This window comes from Prolixibacter bellariivorans ATCC BAA-1284, assembly GCF_000621705.1.
GTDB classification, from domain to species: domain Bacteria; phylum Bacteroidota; class Bacteroidia; order Bacteroidales; family Prolixibacteraceae; genus Prolixibacter; species Prolixibacter bellariivorans.
This window is the reverse complement of the sequence record NZ_JHXO01000009.1, coordinates 207,242-220,339: the sequence shown is the minus strand read 5'-3', so window position 1 is coordinate 220,339 and position 13,098 is coordinate 207,242. Positions and strand designations below refer to the sequence as shown.

General features: G+C 46.0%; 11 protein-coding genes. 2 read left to right on the top strand and 9 right to left on the bottom strand.

Translation table 11 applies throughout. The features are described from left to right. Window positions 1–32 precede the first annotated feature (32 nt). On the top strand, window positions 33–1,019 hold the full coding sequence (locus tag T426_RS0112675) for a zinc dependent phospholipase C family protein (RefSeq protein ID WP_027585794.1): 987 nt from the start codon (window positions 33–35) through the stop codon (window positions 1,017–1,019). 97 nt (window positions 1,020–1,116) lie between these two features. On the opposite strand, the gene T426_RS0112670 is transcribed toward T426_RS0112675, so the two are convergent. The 8 genes from T426_RS0112670 to T426_RS23630 all read right to left on the bottom strand — a co-directional run bounded on the left by T426_RS0112670 (window position 1,117) and on the right by T426_RS23630 (window position 9,918). Then, window positions 1,117–1,812 (bottom strand): LytR/AlgR family response regulator transcription factor, encoded by a 696-nt coding sequence (locus T426_RS0112670; protein WP_027585793.1) that lies wholly within the window; start codon window positions 1,810–1,812, stop codon window positions 1,117–1,119. Further along, the gene (locus T426_RS0112665; protein ID WP_027585792.1) at window positions 1,809–2,858 is read right to left on the bottom strand and encodes a sensor histidine kinase; all 1,050 of its coding nucleotides are present in this window, start codon (window positions 2,856–2,858) and stop codon (window positions 1,809–1,811) included. The genes T426_RS0112670 and T426_RS0112665 overlap by 4 nt, the downstream gene beginning before the upstream one ends. Continuing rightward, window positions 2,855–3,502 carry a hypothetical protein gene (locus tag T426_RS0112660; protein WP_027585791.1) on the bottom strand — a complete coding sequence of 216 codons (648 nt, stop codon included), beginning with the start codon at window positions 3,500–3,502 and terminating at the stop codon, window positions 2,855–2,857. Before T426_RS0112660 ends, T426_RS0112665 begins: the two co-directional genes overlap by 4 nt. A gap of 282 nt (window positions 3,503–3,784) precedes the next feature. Then, window positions 3,785–5,986 (bottom strand): xanthine dehydrogenase family protein molybdopterin-binding subunit, encoded by a 2,202-nt coding sequence (locus T426_RS0112655; protein WP_051568989.1) that lies wholly within the window; start codon window positions 5,984–5,986, stop codon window positions 3,785–3,787. A gap of 4 nt (window positions 5,987–5,990) precedes the next feature. Next, entirely contained in the window at window positions 5,991–6,974 is a 984-nt protein-coding gene (locus T426_RS0112650) for an FAD binding domain-containing protein (protein ID WP_027585789.1), read from the bottom strand. Window positions 6,975–6,997: 23 nt separating this feature from the next. Beyond that, window positions 6,998–7,600, bottom strand: coding sequence for a (2Fe-2S)-binding protein (locus T426_RS0112645; protein WP_027585788.1), 603 nt, complete (start codon window positions 7,598–7,600; stop codon window positions 6,998–7,000). A gap of 224 nt (window positions 7,601–7,824) precedes the next feature. Next, window positions 7,825–8,337 (bottom strand): membrane protein, encoded by a 513-nt coding sequence (locus tag T426_RS0112640; protein ID WP_036984377.1) that lies wholly within the window; start codon window positions 8,335–8,337, stop codon window positions 7,825–7,827. A gap of 174 nt (window positions 8,338–8,511) precedes the next feature. Then, entirely contained in the window at window positions 8,512–9,918 is a 1,407-nt protein-coding gene (locus T426_RS23630) for a methyltransferase RsmF C-terminal domain-like protein (protein WP_036985437.1), read from the bottom strand. Window positions 9,919–10,093: 175 nt separating this feature from the next. Here T426_RS23630 and T426_RS0112630 point away from each other — a divergent pair, with 175 nt between their 5' ends. Continuing rightward, on the top strand, window positions 10,094–11,866 hold the full coding sequence (locus tag T426_RS0112630) for a glycoside hydrolase family 16 protein (protein WP_025863936.1): 1,773 nt from the start codon (window positions 10,094–10,096) through the stop codon (window positions 11,864–11,866). 154 nt (window positions 11,867–12,020) lie between these two features. On the opposite strand, the gene T426_RS0112625 is transcribed toward T426_RS0112630, so the two are convergent. Then, on the bottom strand, window positions 12,021–12,947 hold the full coding sequence (locus tag T426_RS0112625) for a YitT family protein (protein WP_025863937.1): 927 nt from the start codon (window positions 12,945–12,947) through the stop codon (window positions 12,021–12,023). Between the last annotated feature and the right edge of the window lie 151 nt (window positions 12,948–13,098).

The following is a 13,098-nucleotide window of genomic DNA, read 5'->3' as shown; positions in this document are numbered from 1 at the left end:
TATAAATAGGAGAGTTACAAATGAAACGTTTTTTGAAAAATTATTGGAGCCGGATTATTCCCTTTTTGGTTTTGTCTCCCTTCCTCATGGCATGGGGCACATTCGGCCATGAACACATCAATCGCGCTGCTGTAATGGCGCTTCCTGCTCCCATGCAGGCGTTCTTTTTCAATCATATCGATTTTATGACAACGGAATCGACTATTCCGGATGTTCGGAAATATACGTTGCGTTACAAAGCCGAGAGACCCAGGCATTATATCGATTTGGAGCGTTACGGAACGATGGACAGCCTTCCGGCTACCATGAAGGAGGCCGAAGAGAAATATTCTCCGGAGTTTCTACAGAAGAACGGGATACTACCCTGGTACATCGAGGAGATGATGAAGAAGTTGACCACCGCCTTTAAGGAAAAGAGCAAAAACGAGATACTGTACCTTGCGGCTGACCTTGGACACTATGTCGGCGATGCTCATATGCCGTTGCATACGTCGGTGAATCATGATGGACAGTTGACCGGTCAGCGGGGGATTCATTCCTTCTGGGAATCGCAACTGCCCGAAATGTTTGGTGACCAATACAACTACAACTGCGGTCAGGCAAAGTATATTAAAAACATTCACCAGGAAGTGTGGAAGATTCTCCGCCATTCGCATCAGTTGGCCGATACGCTGTTGCTGGCCGACCGGGAACTGAAGAAACACTTTAAAGGGGATGTTTACGAGAAAGATGCATCGGGCAAAATCAGGAGAAACAAATATCATCAACCTATCCATACAGCGGCTTATGCCCGTGCTTATAACAAGGCGTTGAATGGAATGGTGGAGAAACAGCTTCGGAGTTCGATCAAGGAAACAGCCGATTTCTGGTACACGGCATGGGTAAATGCGGGAAAACCGGACCTAACCAGTCTCGACCCGGCAGAACAGACCAAAAGAAATCAGCCGGAGCTGAAGAGGGAACTTCAGTTGTGCCATCAGGGCAAACTGACCGACCTGAAAGGTGATAAGGAATTTTAGGCGATAAGCTTCATCGCTTAAGCAGGGAATCAATCATGTCGAACGGGGCTATCAACCCGGAGGCGTGTTGGTTCCCTGTTTTTATTTCTATACCGTTTTATTTATCGCCCAGGGTCTTGAGCAAATCATCCTTGTAGTTGGCTCCTATCGGGATGAGCTGGTCGGCTATCTTTACCTGGTTGCCGTCAATGTACTGGATTTTACTTAGCGCGATAATGTAGGACTTGTGGATGCGCAGGAATTCTTCTGCAGGCAATTGTTCGAGCATATTTTTCACAGTTTCGTGAACCATCAGGCATTCTTCGGATGTGAATACTTTTATGTAGTCGCCAAACGATTGCAGATAGTCGATGTCGTCGAAATTGACTTTATATACCTTCTTATCTGCCCTGAGTAAAACAAACCGGTTGCCGGCAGCAGTCTTCATGTTGGCAAAACTGATTTTCTCGACGGCCTTGTTGATGGCTTTCAGAAACCGTTCGAATGAAAAGGGTTTGACGAGGTAATCAACTGCATCCACCTCGAAACCTTCGATGGCATACTCGGGATAAGCGGTGGTAAAAATGACGAGCGGTGGGTTACTTAATGTTTTGACGAACCGGACACCCGAAAGTTTGGGCATGTTGATGTCCAGGAAAATGAGCTGAATATCGTCGTTCTGCAACTTGTCGTTTGCTTCAAACGCATCGAAACAAATATCGACCAGTTCGAGCATCGGGCTATCGGCGATGTATTTCTTCAGTACATCCTGCGACAAGGGTTCGTCGTCAACAATTAGGCAGCTGATTTTCATTTGGCATGAGTGATGGTTAGTTCCACTTTGAAGGTTTCGTTCCCGTCTGTAATTTTTAGCTGATGGGCGCCGGGATAGATCATTTCAAGCCGCTTTTGCACATTGGCCAATCCAATTCCTTTGTATTCCTTTTTCTCCACGTTGTCGGTTATGCCTTTATTATTCTCGACGATTAAAGTTACATGGTCACCAGTCATTTGCAAGTTGATGAAAACAAACGATTGGCTGGTGGCACCTTTGATGCCGTGTTTAAAACTGTTTTCAATCAATGGGAAGAAGAGCAACGGGGCAATCCGGATGTTTTCCGGGTCACCGGTTATTTCAAAAGTAATGGTCGCCCGGTTATCCGTCCTGAGTTTCTGCAGTTCGATGTAATCTTCCAGGTATTTGATTTCCTTCGTTAATTTAACCCGGTCGACATTGGCTTCGTAAATGATGTACCGCATGATATCGGAGAGTTTCAATACAATTTCCGGTGTTCTGTCGGAATGGCTCAGGGCCAGCGAATAGATACTGTTCAGGCTGTTGAAGAGAAAGTGCGGATTGATTTGTCCTTTCAATGCTTTTAGCTCAGTTTCCACTTTTTCTTTCTGTAGTTGGTTCAGTCGGTGTCGGGCTTCCGAGAGTTCGAACCACCCCCTGGATAACTTGAGCAGGGTGGTAATCCCGACAAATACTACCACAAATTTGACGATATCGAAGAACTCGTAATAAGAAATGAAATAGTATCCCGGTAAAATGTAGCTAACCCATTTATCGAAAAAGAGCAGGTTAAATCCGGCGGTAGCCAATGTTGTTATGGCCAGCAGTATTCCGTACATGAAATACCTTTTCCTGCTCAGATACCGGGGAATCAGAATGGATAAATTGACATAGATACCGGGAATGATGGTAGCCAGAAACAGGACCGTATAGATAATGTCAATCTTTTCAATTTTCCCGGAAGGGGTGAACAGGTTCAGTAAAACGTAATACGAAACACACCAAAACAGGATATGCTGTACAATCCTGTTTCGGTAGATGTTTTTTATTTTGTCTATGTTCATTGCTGAACCCGTTTCAAATAATAACACATGATTTCTTCCTTGTCTTTATCACCGGGATGATCTACAAAAGCATTCGGGTCGTTTCCGTATTTTATCAGAAACTTTTGCAGCTCATCGGTCGATGCCGTCAAGATATAGGAATCATCTACATACTTTTTGTGAATAGTTTCATGTGAGATACGGATTTTATTGTTTTTAAGCAAATCAGCCAGCCAGGCTTCGTTGAACCATTTGATGCTCAAACTGTCTTTTGATATTCCTATTTTGGCAATGCTATGTGCCTTCACCAGGTGAAAAGCGGTCAGGTCAGGAACATTGACATCATCCGGGTAGAAATCGACATATAGCTGATGGTCGAGCTGAAACAGGTGGACGATGAATTTCGACGTACCATCTTTATCGGTGTATGAAACTGAATAATTATTCTGTAACGAATCGGCCGGATTACCCGGAATCGGTCCACCCGGATGATGTACTGTTTGCTTAATGGTCCATTTATTCGATTCCTGGTCGAGCCAGGTTCCTACCAGTTCCTTTTTGAAGATGACATCCTCTTTCTTGTAAAATGGATGGAGCGACTTCACGATACAGCTGCTGACGATTACTGCCAGCAGGAAGGCTAAGAGGATCAGTTTTGTTTTCATGGCTAATTGAATTTTTTGGTTAAACAATCTGTAACCAAAGTAAAATCAACCGGTCGTTGTAAGCAATTTTTTTCGATGAACACCCTTGATTCTTCGATGAAATTGAAAAAGGACGGTGATTTTGCATTCGGATGCTTTCTTTAACACAAAAATCTTTGTGATCCTTGTGGTAGATTTTCTGAGCGGCGCATTCTTCGTTATTATCTCAATGGCATTTTAACTGACTTTCATAGAAAAAAGGCCGACAATTCCTGGTCGGCCTCTCTATCAGTTCAAATTTAGTTATGCGTTGAAAAACCGCTCTACTGTTATGGGGATATCACGTACCCGTTTCCCGGTGGCATTGAAAACGGCGTTGGCAATCGCCGGTGCGGCTCCAATGATGCCTACCTCGCCTAATCCCTTTGCTCCGGATGGATTGATGTTCGGGTCGGGTTTGCCGATAAAGGAGACTTCAATGAGCGGCACATCGGCATTGACGGCGAAGTGATAACCCGCCAAATCGTTCCCAATTAACCGCCCGGTTTTGAAATCAATTAGCTGTTCTTCCAGTAATCCCATGCCAATGCCTCCGGCTCCGGCACCAATCACCTGGTTAGCGGCTGCCTTTGGATTGATGATCCTTCCGGCATCGGCGACAATCACCATCCGGTCCATTTTGATTTTACCGGTTTTCTCGTGCACTTTCACTTTATAGAAATGAGCAGCGGAAGAGCAGAATCCGTACTTTTTTCGTTCTTCACCCGGTCCGGCAAATTCCTCGACTTTGATGTCATTGAGATTATTCTTGCCAAAAATATCGGCATATGGAAGAAAACTGTCCTTATAGGTAATGCCTTTATCGGACAACGAGATGTCATCTATATTCAAGGTATTGGCATCTTTATCGGGCCAGGCGTAACCGGCCACTTTTCGTTTCAGTGCCAGACTGGCGGCATATACTGCACTACTGACGGAAGCCATTCCCCGGCTACCTCCCTGGCTGGGAGCTTTGGGAAAATCGGAATTTCCCAGCTCGATTTTGATTTTACTTTTCGGAATACCGGTAACTGTGTGAGCTACGTTTTGCATGCCGGTTCCTGTTCCGGTCCCGATATCCGTCATAGCTGTGCGAACGGTGATGACTCCGTCTTTCTGCATGTCGATCGAAGCACCGGTGTAGGAACGGCCCGAGCCCCACATACCCACGGCAACGCCGTAGCCGATTTTGTAATCGCCCTCTTTCTGTGAGCCCGGGACGGGATTGCGGTTTTTCCAGCCAATCAGTTCGGCCCCTTTTTCGAGACACTCGTTCAGGTAGTTGGTCGACCACGGCAGACCGGTTTCCATTTCGTAAGGCGCAATGTTTTTCAGTCGAACATCCACCGGGTCCAATTTCAGCTCGTGACATAATTCATCGATGGCACTTTCCACACCAAAACAGCCGGTCGTGTCACCAGGCCCGCGGTTCCAGGTCGGCATGGGGACGTTCAGATCGACAATTGCCTCCTCTGTTTTTACGTTCTTAAAGCCATAAATCTTACGCGTCACGCGTGTAATTCCGTCGGAGAATCCCTGAATTTTGGAACTGATATTTTTCGCCTGATGAATGACACCAAGGAACTTGCCGTCCTTATCAGCTCCCAGTTTCACCCGTTGCCACGATTCGGGCCGATAGCCAACCATGGTAAACATCTGCGGACGCGTGAGCATCACTTTCACCGGGCGTTTGACCTGCTGGGCTGCCATTACCGCAGCGATGGTATGAGGCCATACCCGTAAGCCGCTGCCAAAGCCGCCTCCGACGAATTCACTGATGACATGAATGTTGTCTGTCGGAATGTCGAACAAACTGCTGATGACCGACTGCACCCGGTTTACGCCCTGGTTTTTGTCGTACAACACCAGCTTGTCGTTCGGTTTCCACTGGGCGATGGTGGCGTGCATTTCCATTGGGTTGTGAACTTCCGTCGCGATGGTGTATTCCTGGTCGACTTTATATGGCGCGTTTTCCCATGCCCCGACGCTTCCCCGGTCATTTTCGGTCTCTTTCAGCGATACCTCTTTGGCTTTCTTGGCGAAGTCAGTCTCCGGTATTGCTTCTTCGTATTCGGCTTTAACCAGCGAAGCTGCAAACATGGCATCCTCGATGGTTTCGGCTACCACCATGGCAATGGGCTGGTCGTTGTAGTAAACCTTGTCAGTGTAGAAAATGGGCAAACCAAATCGATTGTCCGGCATCTCTTTCATTCCGGAGAAACCGGATACATAAGGCTTATTTTCATGCGAAAGAATATCGATGACACCGGGAGCCTTCATCGCTTCTTCAATCTGCATTTTCAGAATTCTTCCGGAGGCTATGGTACTTCCGACCATCACTCCGTATGTTACATCGGGAATATCATATTCCGCTGAATATTTTGCTTTGCCGGTTACCTTCGCAATCCCTTCCACACGACCTTTCGGCATTTGTTCCGTATTTTTCGAGTCAAAAAAGTAGCTCATCACCTTATGCTTTATTCGTGAGACAAGTGTGTAATGCGGTTTCTATCGCGCCTTTCAGCAATGGAACCTTGAAGGCATTTGTCGATAGGGGAGCGGTATCCTCAGCAGCTATCCGTGCTGCTTCGGCAAAGTTCTCGGCTGTTGCCTGTTTTCCCTTCAGGAAGTCTTCTGCTTTGGTCCAGCGCCAGGGCTTATGAGCGACACCACCGGATGCCAGCCGTGCTTCGCTGATCTGATTCCCGTCCATATCCAACGCTGCAGCTACCGAAACCAGTGCGAAAGCGTACGATTCGCGGTCACGCAGTTTCAGGTATTCGAAATGTTTGCTGAAGTTGTTCTTCGGAACAAAAATGGAAGTGATCAAGGCGTTTTCCGGAAGGTTATTATCCTTTTCAGGATTGGTTCCCGGTAGCCGGTGAAAATCCAGAAAGTTCATCGTTTCTTCCGAACCGTCAGCTTTTTGGATATTGACCTTGGCATCCAGCGCGGCGAGCGCCACACACATGTCCGACGGGTGCACGGCCACACAGGCATCGGAATAGCCAATGATGGCGCCCATTCGGTTATTCCCTTTCAATGCACCACAGCCCGAGCCATTTTTTCGTTTGTTGCACGGAAGTGTCAAGTCGTAAAAATACGGACAACGGGTGCGTTGTAACAGGTTACCTCCGGCAGAAGCCATGTTGCGAATCTGGGGAGAAGCTCCCTTCAGAATGGCTTTGGAGAGTAATGGCCAGCTTTCCAGGATGATTTTGTTTACAGCGATGGCTGTATTCCGGACCATCGCCCCGATGACTACTCCGTTATCTTTTACTTCGATTTGGTCGGGTAAGGTGTTGGTTATATCCAGCAACTTATCCGGTTCATCAATTTCTTTTTTCATTAAGTCCACCAGGTTGGTACCACCGGCAATGTAGTGGGAATGCCTTGTTGCCGAGGACAGCGCTTCGCGGACCGTTTTGGGTTTCGTATATTCGAAAGGTTTCATCTGGCTATTTTTTCATGGACGTTTCATTTGGCTACTTGCTGGATGGCTTCTGTGATGCCGTTGTAAGCACCGCACCGGCAGAGGTTGCCACTCATGTATTCTTTAATCTCCTCTACCGAACCGGTGTGTCCTTCGTTGACACACGCTACTGCGGACATGATTTGTCCGGAGGTGCAATAACCACATTGGAAGCCGTCGTTTTCAATGAAAGCTTCCTGCATCGGGTGCAGGTTGTCTCCGTCGGCCAAGCCTTCGATGGTTGTGATTGCTTTCCCCTGGGCCATGGCGGCCAGGGTTAAACAGCTCAATGCTTGTTCGCCGTTTATATGCACTGTGCAGGCACCGCATTGACCATGGTCGCAGCCTTTTTTACTACCGGTCAGGTTTAACTCCTCCCGCAGTACATCCAGAAGTGTCGCCCGACTGTCAACCGTCAGTGAATATTGCTTTTTGTTGATTTCGAGCTGGATGGGAATCATCTGCTTTTTGACGAAGAACTTCTCTTTGACGTCCTGGTAAAAAGCTTTTACGCTGTTGGGAATGAATGACAATGCCGCCAGTGCAGAACTGGATTTCAAGAAGAAGCGGCGGCTCATCGACATGGCATTAGAATGGGAATGTTTCATCGTTAGCAATTAATTTGGTTAATGCCTTAGCAGGTCTCATACCCAAATTTATGAAATTTCAACCAGTCCCCGGACATTGACTTTTGAAATATTGGCTAATGAATAAGGCTGTAAGTCTTATGTTTAAAATATAGGAGATGGAATATGACAGTGTGAATAATCGACACGCAACCCTGCATATTGAGTCTCCGTTATACCATAAATTGTGGTAGCGGGAGTGGGATTTAGATAAACAGAAGTACAATGGCAATTACTACTCCCGAACCGGCTACCACCATGCCTTTTTTGAAGCTTTTTGCTTTGGGTTTGAACATCCATAGAGACGAGACGGCTAAAAAGAGCAGTAATATTCCAAAGATCGTGGCAAACAAGTGGGATGGATTTTGGCTTGCTGATTTATGGACTGAGTTCATTTTCGAAAGAATTGTAGGAAGTGCTTTGACTGTATAATTGGTTACCCCGGTGGCCTTATTGTAGGTGCCGTTTGCAAAATAATGCAGGTCGCCTTCCGTTTTGATGATTTTGAATCCTCTCATATGTAATTCGCTGCCTAATGCCGATTGGTCGAGATTTACCGGGAGTTTTCTCTCAACAACTGTTTCCTGTTTCAGAAAATCGGTATCCCGGTAAACCAGCATGATTCCGCTGATGGAATAGATGAGGGTAAAGCCTAATACGAAATAGCCTACATAGCGATGCAACGTTCGCATATAATAGTGGATGCTTCTTTTCTTCATTATTCAGGTTTTAGAACGAGTGAAAAGGTCAATCCTTCAAGCTTGTTATCGTTTGAAGGACATGTAATTGGATGAGGATTCCGGGTGAAGGTTTAACTCAACGTTTCAATTTTTTCATCGATTCGCAGAGGGAAGGGCGAGTAAAGAACTGAATTTCGGAGAAGTTTCCAGTGTCTACCTAATTGGAAATTTTGCTTTTTCTTCATCCAGCTTGCCGGCCAGGTATTCGGTGATGTCCATCCGGATACGCCACTCTTTGGGATAATTGCTGTTGAACCGGTTGCCCAGGTTTTTGGCCCATCCTAGCGGTACATCCCGGTAGGTGAGCAGGTGCCATCCACGCTCTTTTGCTTCGGGCCGGATGTCGTCACGGTGCAGGAACCTAATTGCTTCGTCCAGCGATAATTCGATTTCAGGGAACTTCCCGCGGTTGAGGATGGGAGAGAGAGCCAGTTCATGTGCTGGTAACACCTCTTTCTTTTTTAACTCACCGGTTTTAATGCCGGCATGCACAATGCGCAAGCTTTGTTGCAGCCAGGTCAGTTCGGCAGTATACCTTCCGGGAAACGAAAGCAGTGTTCCGTTCAGGTTGAGGAGTTCCATCTCGTCACTTGAGAGCCAATTCTCAATCAGCGCCTTTTCGTTGCGTGAAGCAGTTGTAAAAGCTGTACCCTTTATTTTCCTGGGTATACGGGCAGTTTCTCCGTCAAGTTTACGCACGACCGCCATAAAAAAGCCTTCACCTTTGGTTTTGTGCGGATAGAAACGATATCCTGACAGTCCGGCCGCTTCCGTTTCGGTAACACCCCATTCTGCCTTCACCGGAAGGGAAATATTTTCAACGTCGGCAAATTCGTTCAACCATTTCAGATTTTCCTCGTTCTCCCCCGGATTGTATGTACAGGTGCTGTAGATAAGTATACCTCCGGGCTTCAATGCCGGCCAAACATCAGCCAGGATGCGTTGTTGCCGCTGGGCGCAATGCTGCGTATTCTCGGGCGACCACTCAGTAATCGCATTTTCATCGCGCCGAAAAAGACCTTCGCCGGAACAAGGTGCATCCACCACAATTACATCGAAAAAGCCTTTGAAGGATGCAAAATCCTTGGGGTCATTATTGGTGACTACCACACTCGGGTTTCCCCATTTCTTCAGGTTCTCGGAAAGGATAACTGCCCGGCTGCGAATTACTTCGTTGGATACCAACAGACTATTTTCCGGCAGGAGAGACGCAATGTGCGTGGATTTACCACCCGGCGCGCCACACAAATCGAGCACCTTTACTGGTTCATTAGATAGTTGTTGAAAAGCCTGTTCTAGAAACATGGAGCTGGCTTCCTGCACGTAATAAACGCCGGCATGCAGAAAAGGGTCGAGCGTATAGAAAGGTCGTTCTTCGAGGTAGAAACCGGTTTTAGACCAGGGAACCTGATTGTCGTTAACGGAACCTGAAAATTTAGTTGTGTTAATCCGAACCGAACTGACGGCAGCGTCCGAAAGCGATTGTTGAAATGCTTCGAATTCGTTCCCCAACTGTGCTTGCATACGTTGGGTAAAACTTTCGGGAAGAAGTGTTGCCATGGCTGTTCGATTTCCTTTTAAAATTATGCAAAATTAGCTTTTTAAATCAGAGGGAAGTTCTAAATTGTGGCCCCGAAACGAAATATTTGGATTGTTTTCACGTTAGTTATTTGACAACATAAACTAATTAAGAATGCCGGAATATCCGGTTACACGCTCGAAATCAGTATAAAATATGTCAGGTTTTAGTTTGAAATATAAGCTGGGACTTATTCCTGGTACAGCAAAAATTGATGCAAAGTGGAATAAGTTGCTGGGCATGCGCGATGAGCTGCAGGAATTGGAGCAATCGGACGAACTGGCCCGTTATCGGGAATTGGATGCCGAACTGAAATCTGCCGAGTTCAGAGCCCGAAAAAAGGAGCTAACCCAACTGAAGTTCGAAGGGAGTCATGAGCAGAAGATGCTTAGTGAACTGGAACACCTGAACCGTTCCAAGTCGATGAAGCAGTATTTCAAAACATTGAGTTCAGAAAAACTGGCCCGTTTCAGGAATATTGAAAAAGGAGATAAGCTTGCCCGACTTAATGAACTCGACAAAGTTGTGACAACGCCTGAGTTCGTGAAACGCAGGAAAGACATGGAGAAGCTTCATTATAACGGGGCTCCTGAAGCTGCGAAACGGAAAGAATTTGAGTCGTTAAAGAACGATAAACGACTGAAACTGTATTATAACACGCTTGCCTCGGACAGTTATCGTTTGTATATGAAAGTGGAGGAGAGCGGAGATAAGCCGTCGGGCAAGGATGAACTGAAGCGCTACGAAAACTTCCTTCAGTCGAAAGACTACAGTAACCTGAAAGCGGTTGAAAAACAAAATCTGACCAAGCGATTCGAAGAGCTGCGCGGTGAAGTGCAGTCGGATGAATTTCTGGAGAGAGAGAAATTTCTTAAAAACAAAAAACGTTACCAGACTACCGATGACTATCGTTTGGTAGCTGAATACGAAAAATTGAGTAAAGATCCGGATGTCAGGTTTTACCAGAAATTTAGTAAATCGGCCGAATACCTCAACTATCAGAGAGTACACGATTCGAAAGAGCTGGAGCGATTGAATGAGTTGGAGGATTTGGTGAAGGACGAAGGCTTCCGGGAGCGTGTCGCTTTTCTGAAGGATAAAAAACGCTACGAGAAATCGGAAGATTTTAAGTTGGAGCAAGAGTTCAGTAAACTGGAGAATAGTGCAGCCATCAAGAAGTATTTCGAGTTACATAAAGCCAAAGAGCTTAATTTCTTCGATAAGTGGAAGGTTGCCTTTGATGACGAGTTTACCCGCGACGGTATCAATTACGAGCGCTGGAATTCGGGTATTTTTCCGGGTAAAGATGTTTTTGGGAACAACTACTCGCAAGCCAACGAGTTGCAATGTCTGAATGGTGAAGAGAACCTGCAGGTACACGGTGGCATTTTGTCGATTGTCACCCGAAAGGAACAGACTGAAGGGATGAGATGGAATCCGCAACTTGGCTTGATACCTGCTGAATTTGATTATACTTCATCGATGCTGAATACCGGAAATAGCTTTCGGATAAAACAAGGTATCATTGAGGCGAAGATACGCGTGAATCCGTGCGCTGAGATTGTCTCTGCTTTCTCTTTAAAAGGAGACGGAGCTTTTCCGCAGATTGATATTTTGCGCAGCGGAAAAAATGAGGTCAGCATGGGAGTCATTCGGGAACTGAAAGGGGAACCGATTTGGCAACACCAAACCATCACCGGACTGAACTTTAAGAAATTTCATGTGTATAGACTCGAGTGGGACGGACAGACGCTGACCTGGAAAATCAATGGCGCGGTGGTTCATCATACCCGTGTGGATGCTTCGTTCGATAACATGTTTTTGAACTTGCTCTCGAGTGTGCACGAAGAGGTGCATCACCAAAATCTGCCACATTATCTTGAGGTGGATTGGGTACGATGCCTGGTTCCACAGGCTGGGAATAATTAGAACACCGGCTCAGAGCTTCTTTAGAGAAAACGTTGGTTTAAGGTTTCTATATTCAAAACAAAAGGAACTATAGTCGTGCATGAAGCAATGATTATAGTTCCTTTTTGTATGATGATGGCGTCGGTCTGACACCTGTCGTTATAAACCGATAATATTACTTGTCGCTCATTTTCGTTCGCAGAGAACGGAAGCCTTCTCCCAGGATTTCACTGGCATCCATAATCGTAATAAAGGCATCCGGGTCCACCAGGTTGATGTGCTCTTCGAGGATGGCTACTTCACGACGGCTGACTACCGTGAAGATGATGTTTTTCTCCTCGTTGGTGTACATGCCAACACCTTTCAGATACGTACCACCGCGTTCCAGATTGACCAATATTTTATCTTTTATCTCGTCATGTTTATCGGAAACAATGATAAGTGCCTTATTGTAATTGGCACCTGCCATGGTCTGGTCGATGGCTTTTCCGGTTATGTAAATCACCAGCCAGCTGTAAAGTGGAATCTGCCAGTCTTTAAAAGCAAGCAAGGCCATCAGGACAATGGTAGAGTCGACATAAATCATCAATTGTCCGAGTGGCATGTTGGTGTATTTGGCGATGATCATGGCAATGATATCGGAACCGCCCGACGTGGCTTTTGACTTAAAAATCAAGCCTAATCCAAATCCAATGAGTACCCCGCCAAAAATACAGGAGAGCAACACATCGTGAACCAACGGGGCATCGCCATCGACGCGCAGGTAAGTAATACCATCCATGAAAACGGATGACAGGACAAATCCCACAATTGTTTTTACTCCAAAACGAGGTCCCAGTATTTTTATCCCGGCATAGGTGAGCGGTATATTCAATATCAATCCGAAAAGACCTATTGGGATTCCTTCGGGCCAGAAAGAAAAGATTCCGTGAGTGAGGTAGTGCACAATAATGGCAATACCATACACTCCGCCCGGCACAATCTTATGGGGAGAGATGAAATAGACAAAACCAACGGCCAAAATAAAAGAGCCGACAATGATGTACATGTAGTCGATAAACCAGCGCAGGGAAAAGACCCGCTCTTTCGGTAGGAATGCCATAAGTCTCTATGTTAATTTCGGGGGCAAAAATAGATATTTTAAGCAGTAAACCACACGATAAAACCTGATCCTTTTCTTAAACATTTTTGTCTGCATGAGCTGATGGAAACTTGTTTATATAAGACTTTTATAAAAGTCTGCCATTGGCTTA

Excerpts from the sequence above, each read along its gene's own strand:
- T426_RS0112665 (WP_027585792.1), bottom strand. The coding sequence starts at position 2,858 with ATGAACATAGACAAAATAAAAAACATCTACCGAAACAGGATTGTACAG.
- T426_RS0112650 (WP_027585789.1), bottom strand. The coding sequence starts at position 6,974 with ATGAAACCTTTCGAATATACGAAACCCAAAACGGTCCGCGAAGCGCTG.
- T426_RS0112625 (WP_025863937.1), bottom strand. The coding sequence starts at position 12,947 with ATGGCATTCCTACCGAAAGAGCGGGTCTTTTCCCTGCGCTGGTTTATC.
- T426_RS0112630 (WP_025863936.1), top strand. The coding sequence starts at position 10,094 with ATGTCAGGTTTTAGTTTGAAATATAAGCTGGGACTTATTCCTGGTACA.
- T426_RS0112670 (WP_027585793.1), bottom strand. The coding sequence starts at position 1,812 with ATGAAAATCAGCTGCCTAATTGTTGACGACGAACCCTTGTCGCAGGAT.
- T426_RS23630 (WP_036985437.1), bottom strand. The coding sequence starts at position 9,918 with ATGGCAACACTTCTTCCCGAAAGTTTTACCCAACGTATGCAAGCACAG.
- T426_RS0112645 (WP_027585788.1), bottom strand. The coding sequence starts at position 7,600 with ATGAAACATTCCCATTCTAATGCCATGTCGATGAGCCGCCGCTTCTTC.
- T426_RS0112655 (WP_051568989.1), bottom strand. The coding sequence starts at position 5,986 with ATGAGCTACTTTTTTGACTCGAAAAATACGGAACAAATGCCGAAAGGT.
- T426_RS0112640 (WP_036984377.1), bottom strand. The coding sequence starts at position 8,337 with ATGAAGAAAAGAAGCATCCACTATTATATGCGAACGTTGCATCGCTAT.
- T426_RS0112660 (WP_027585791.1), bottom strand. The coding sequence starts at position 3,502 with ATGAAAACAAAACTGATCCTCTTAGCCTTCCTGCTGGCAGTAATCGTC.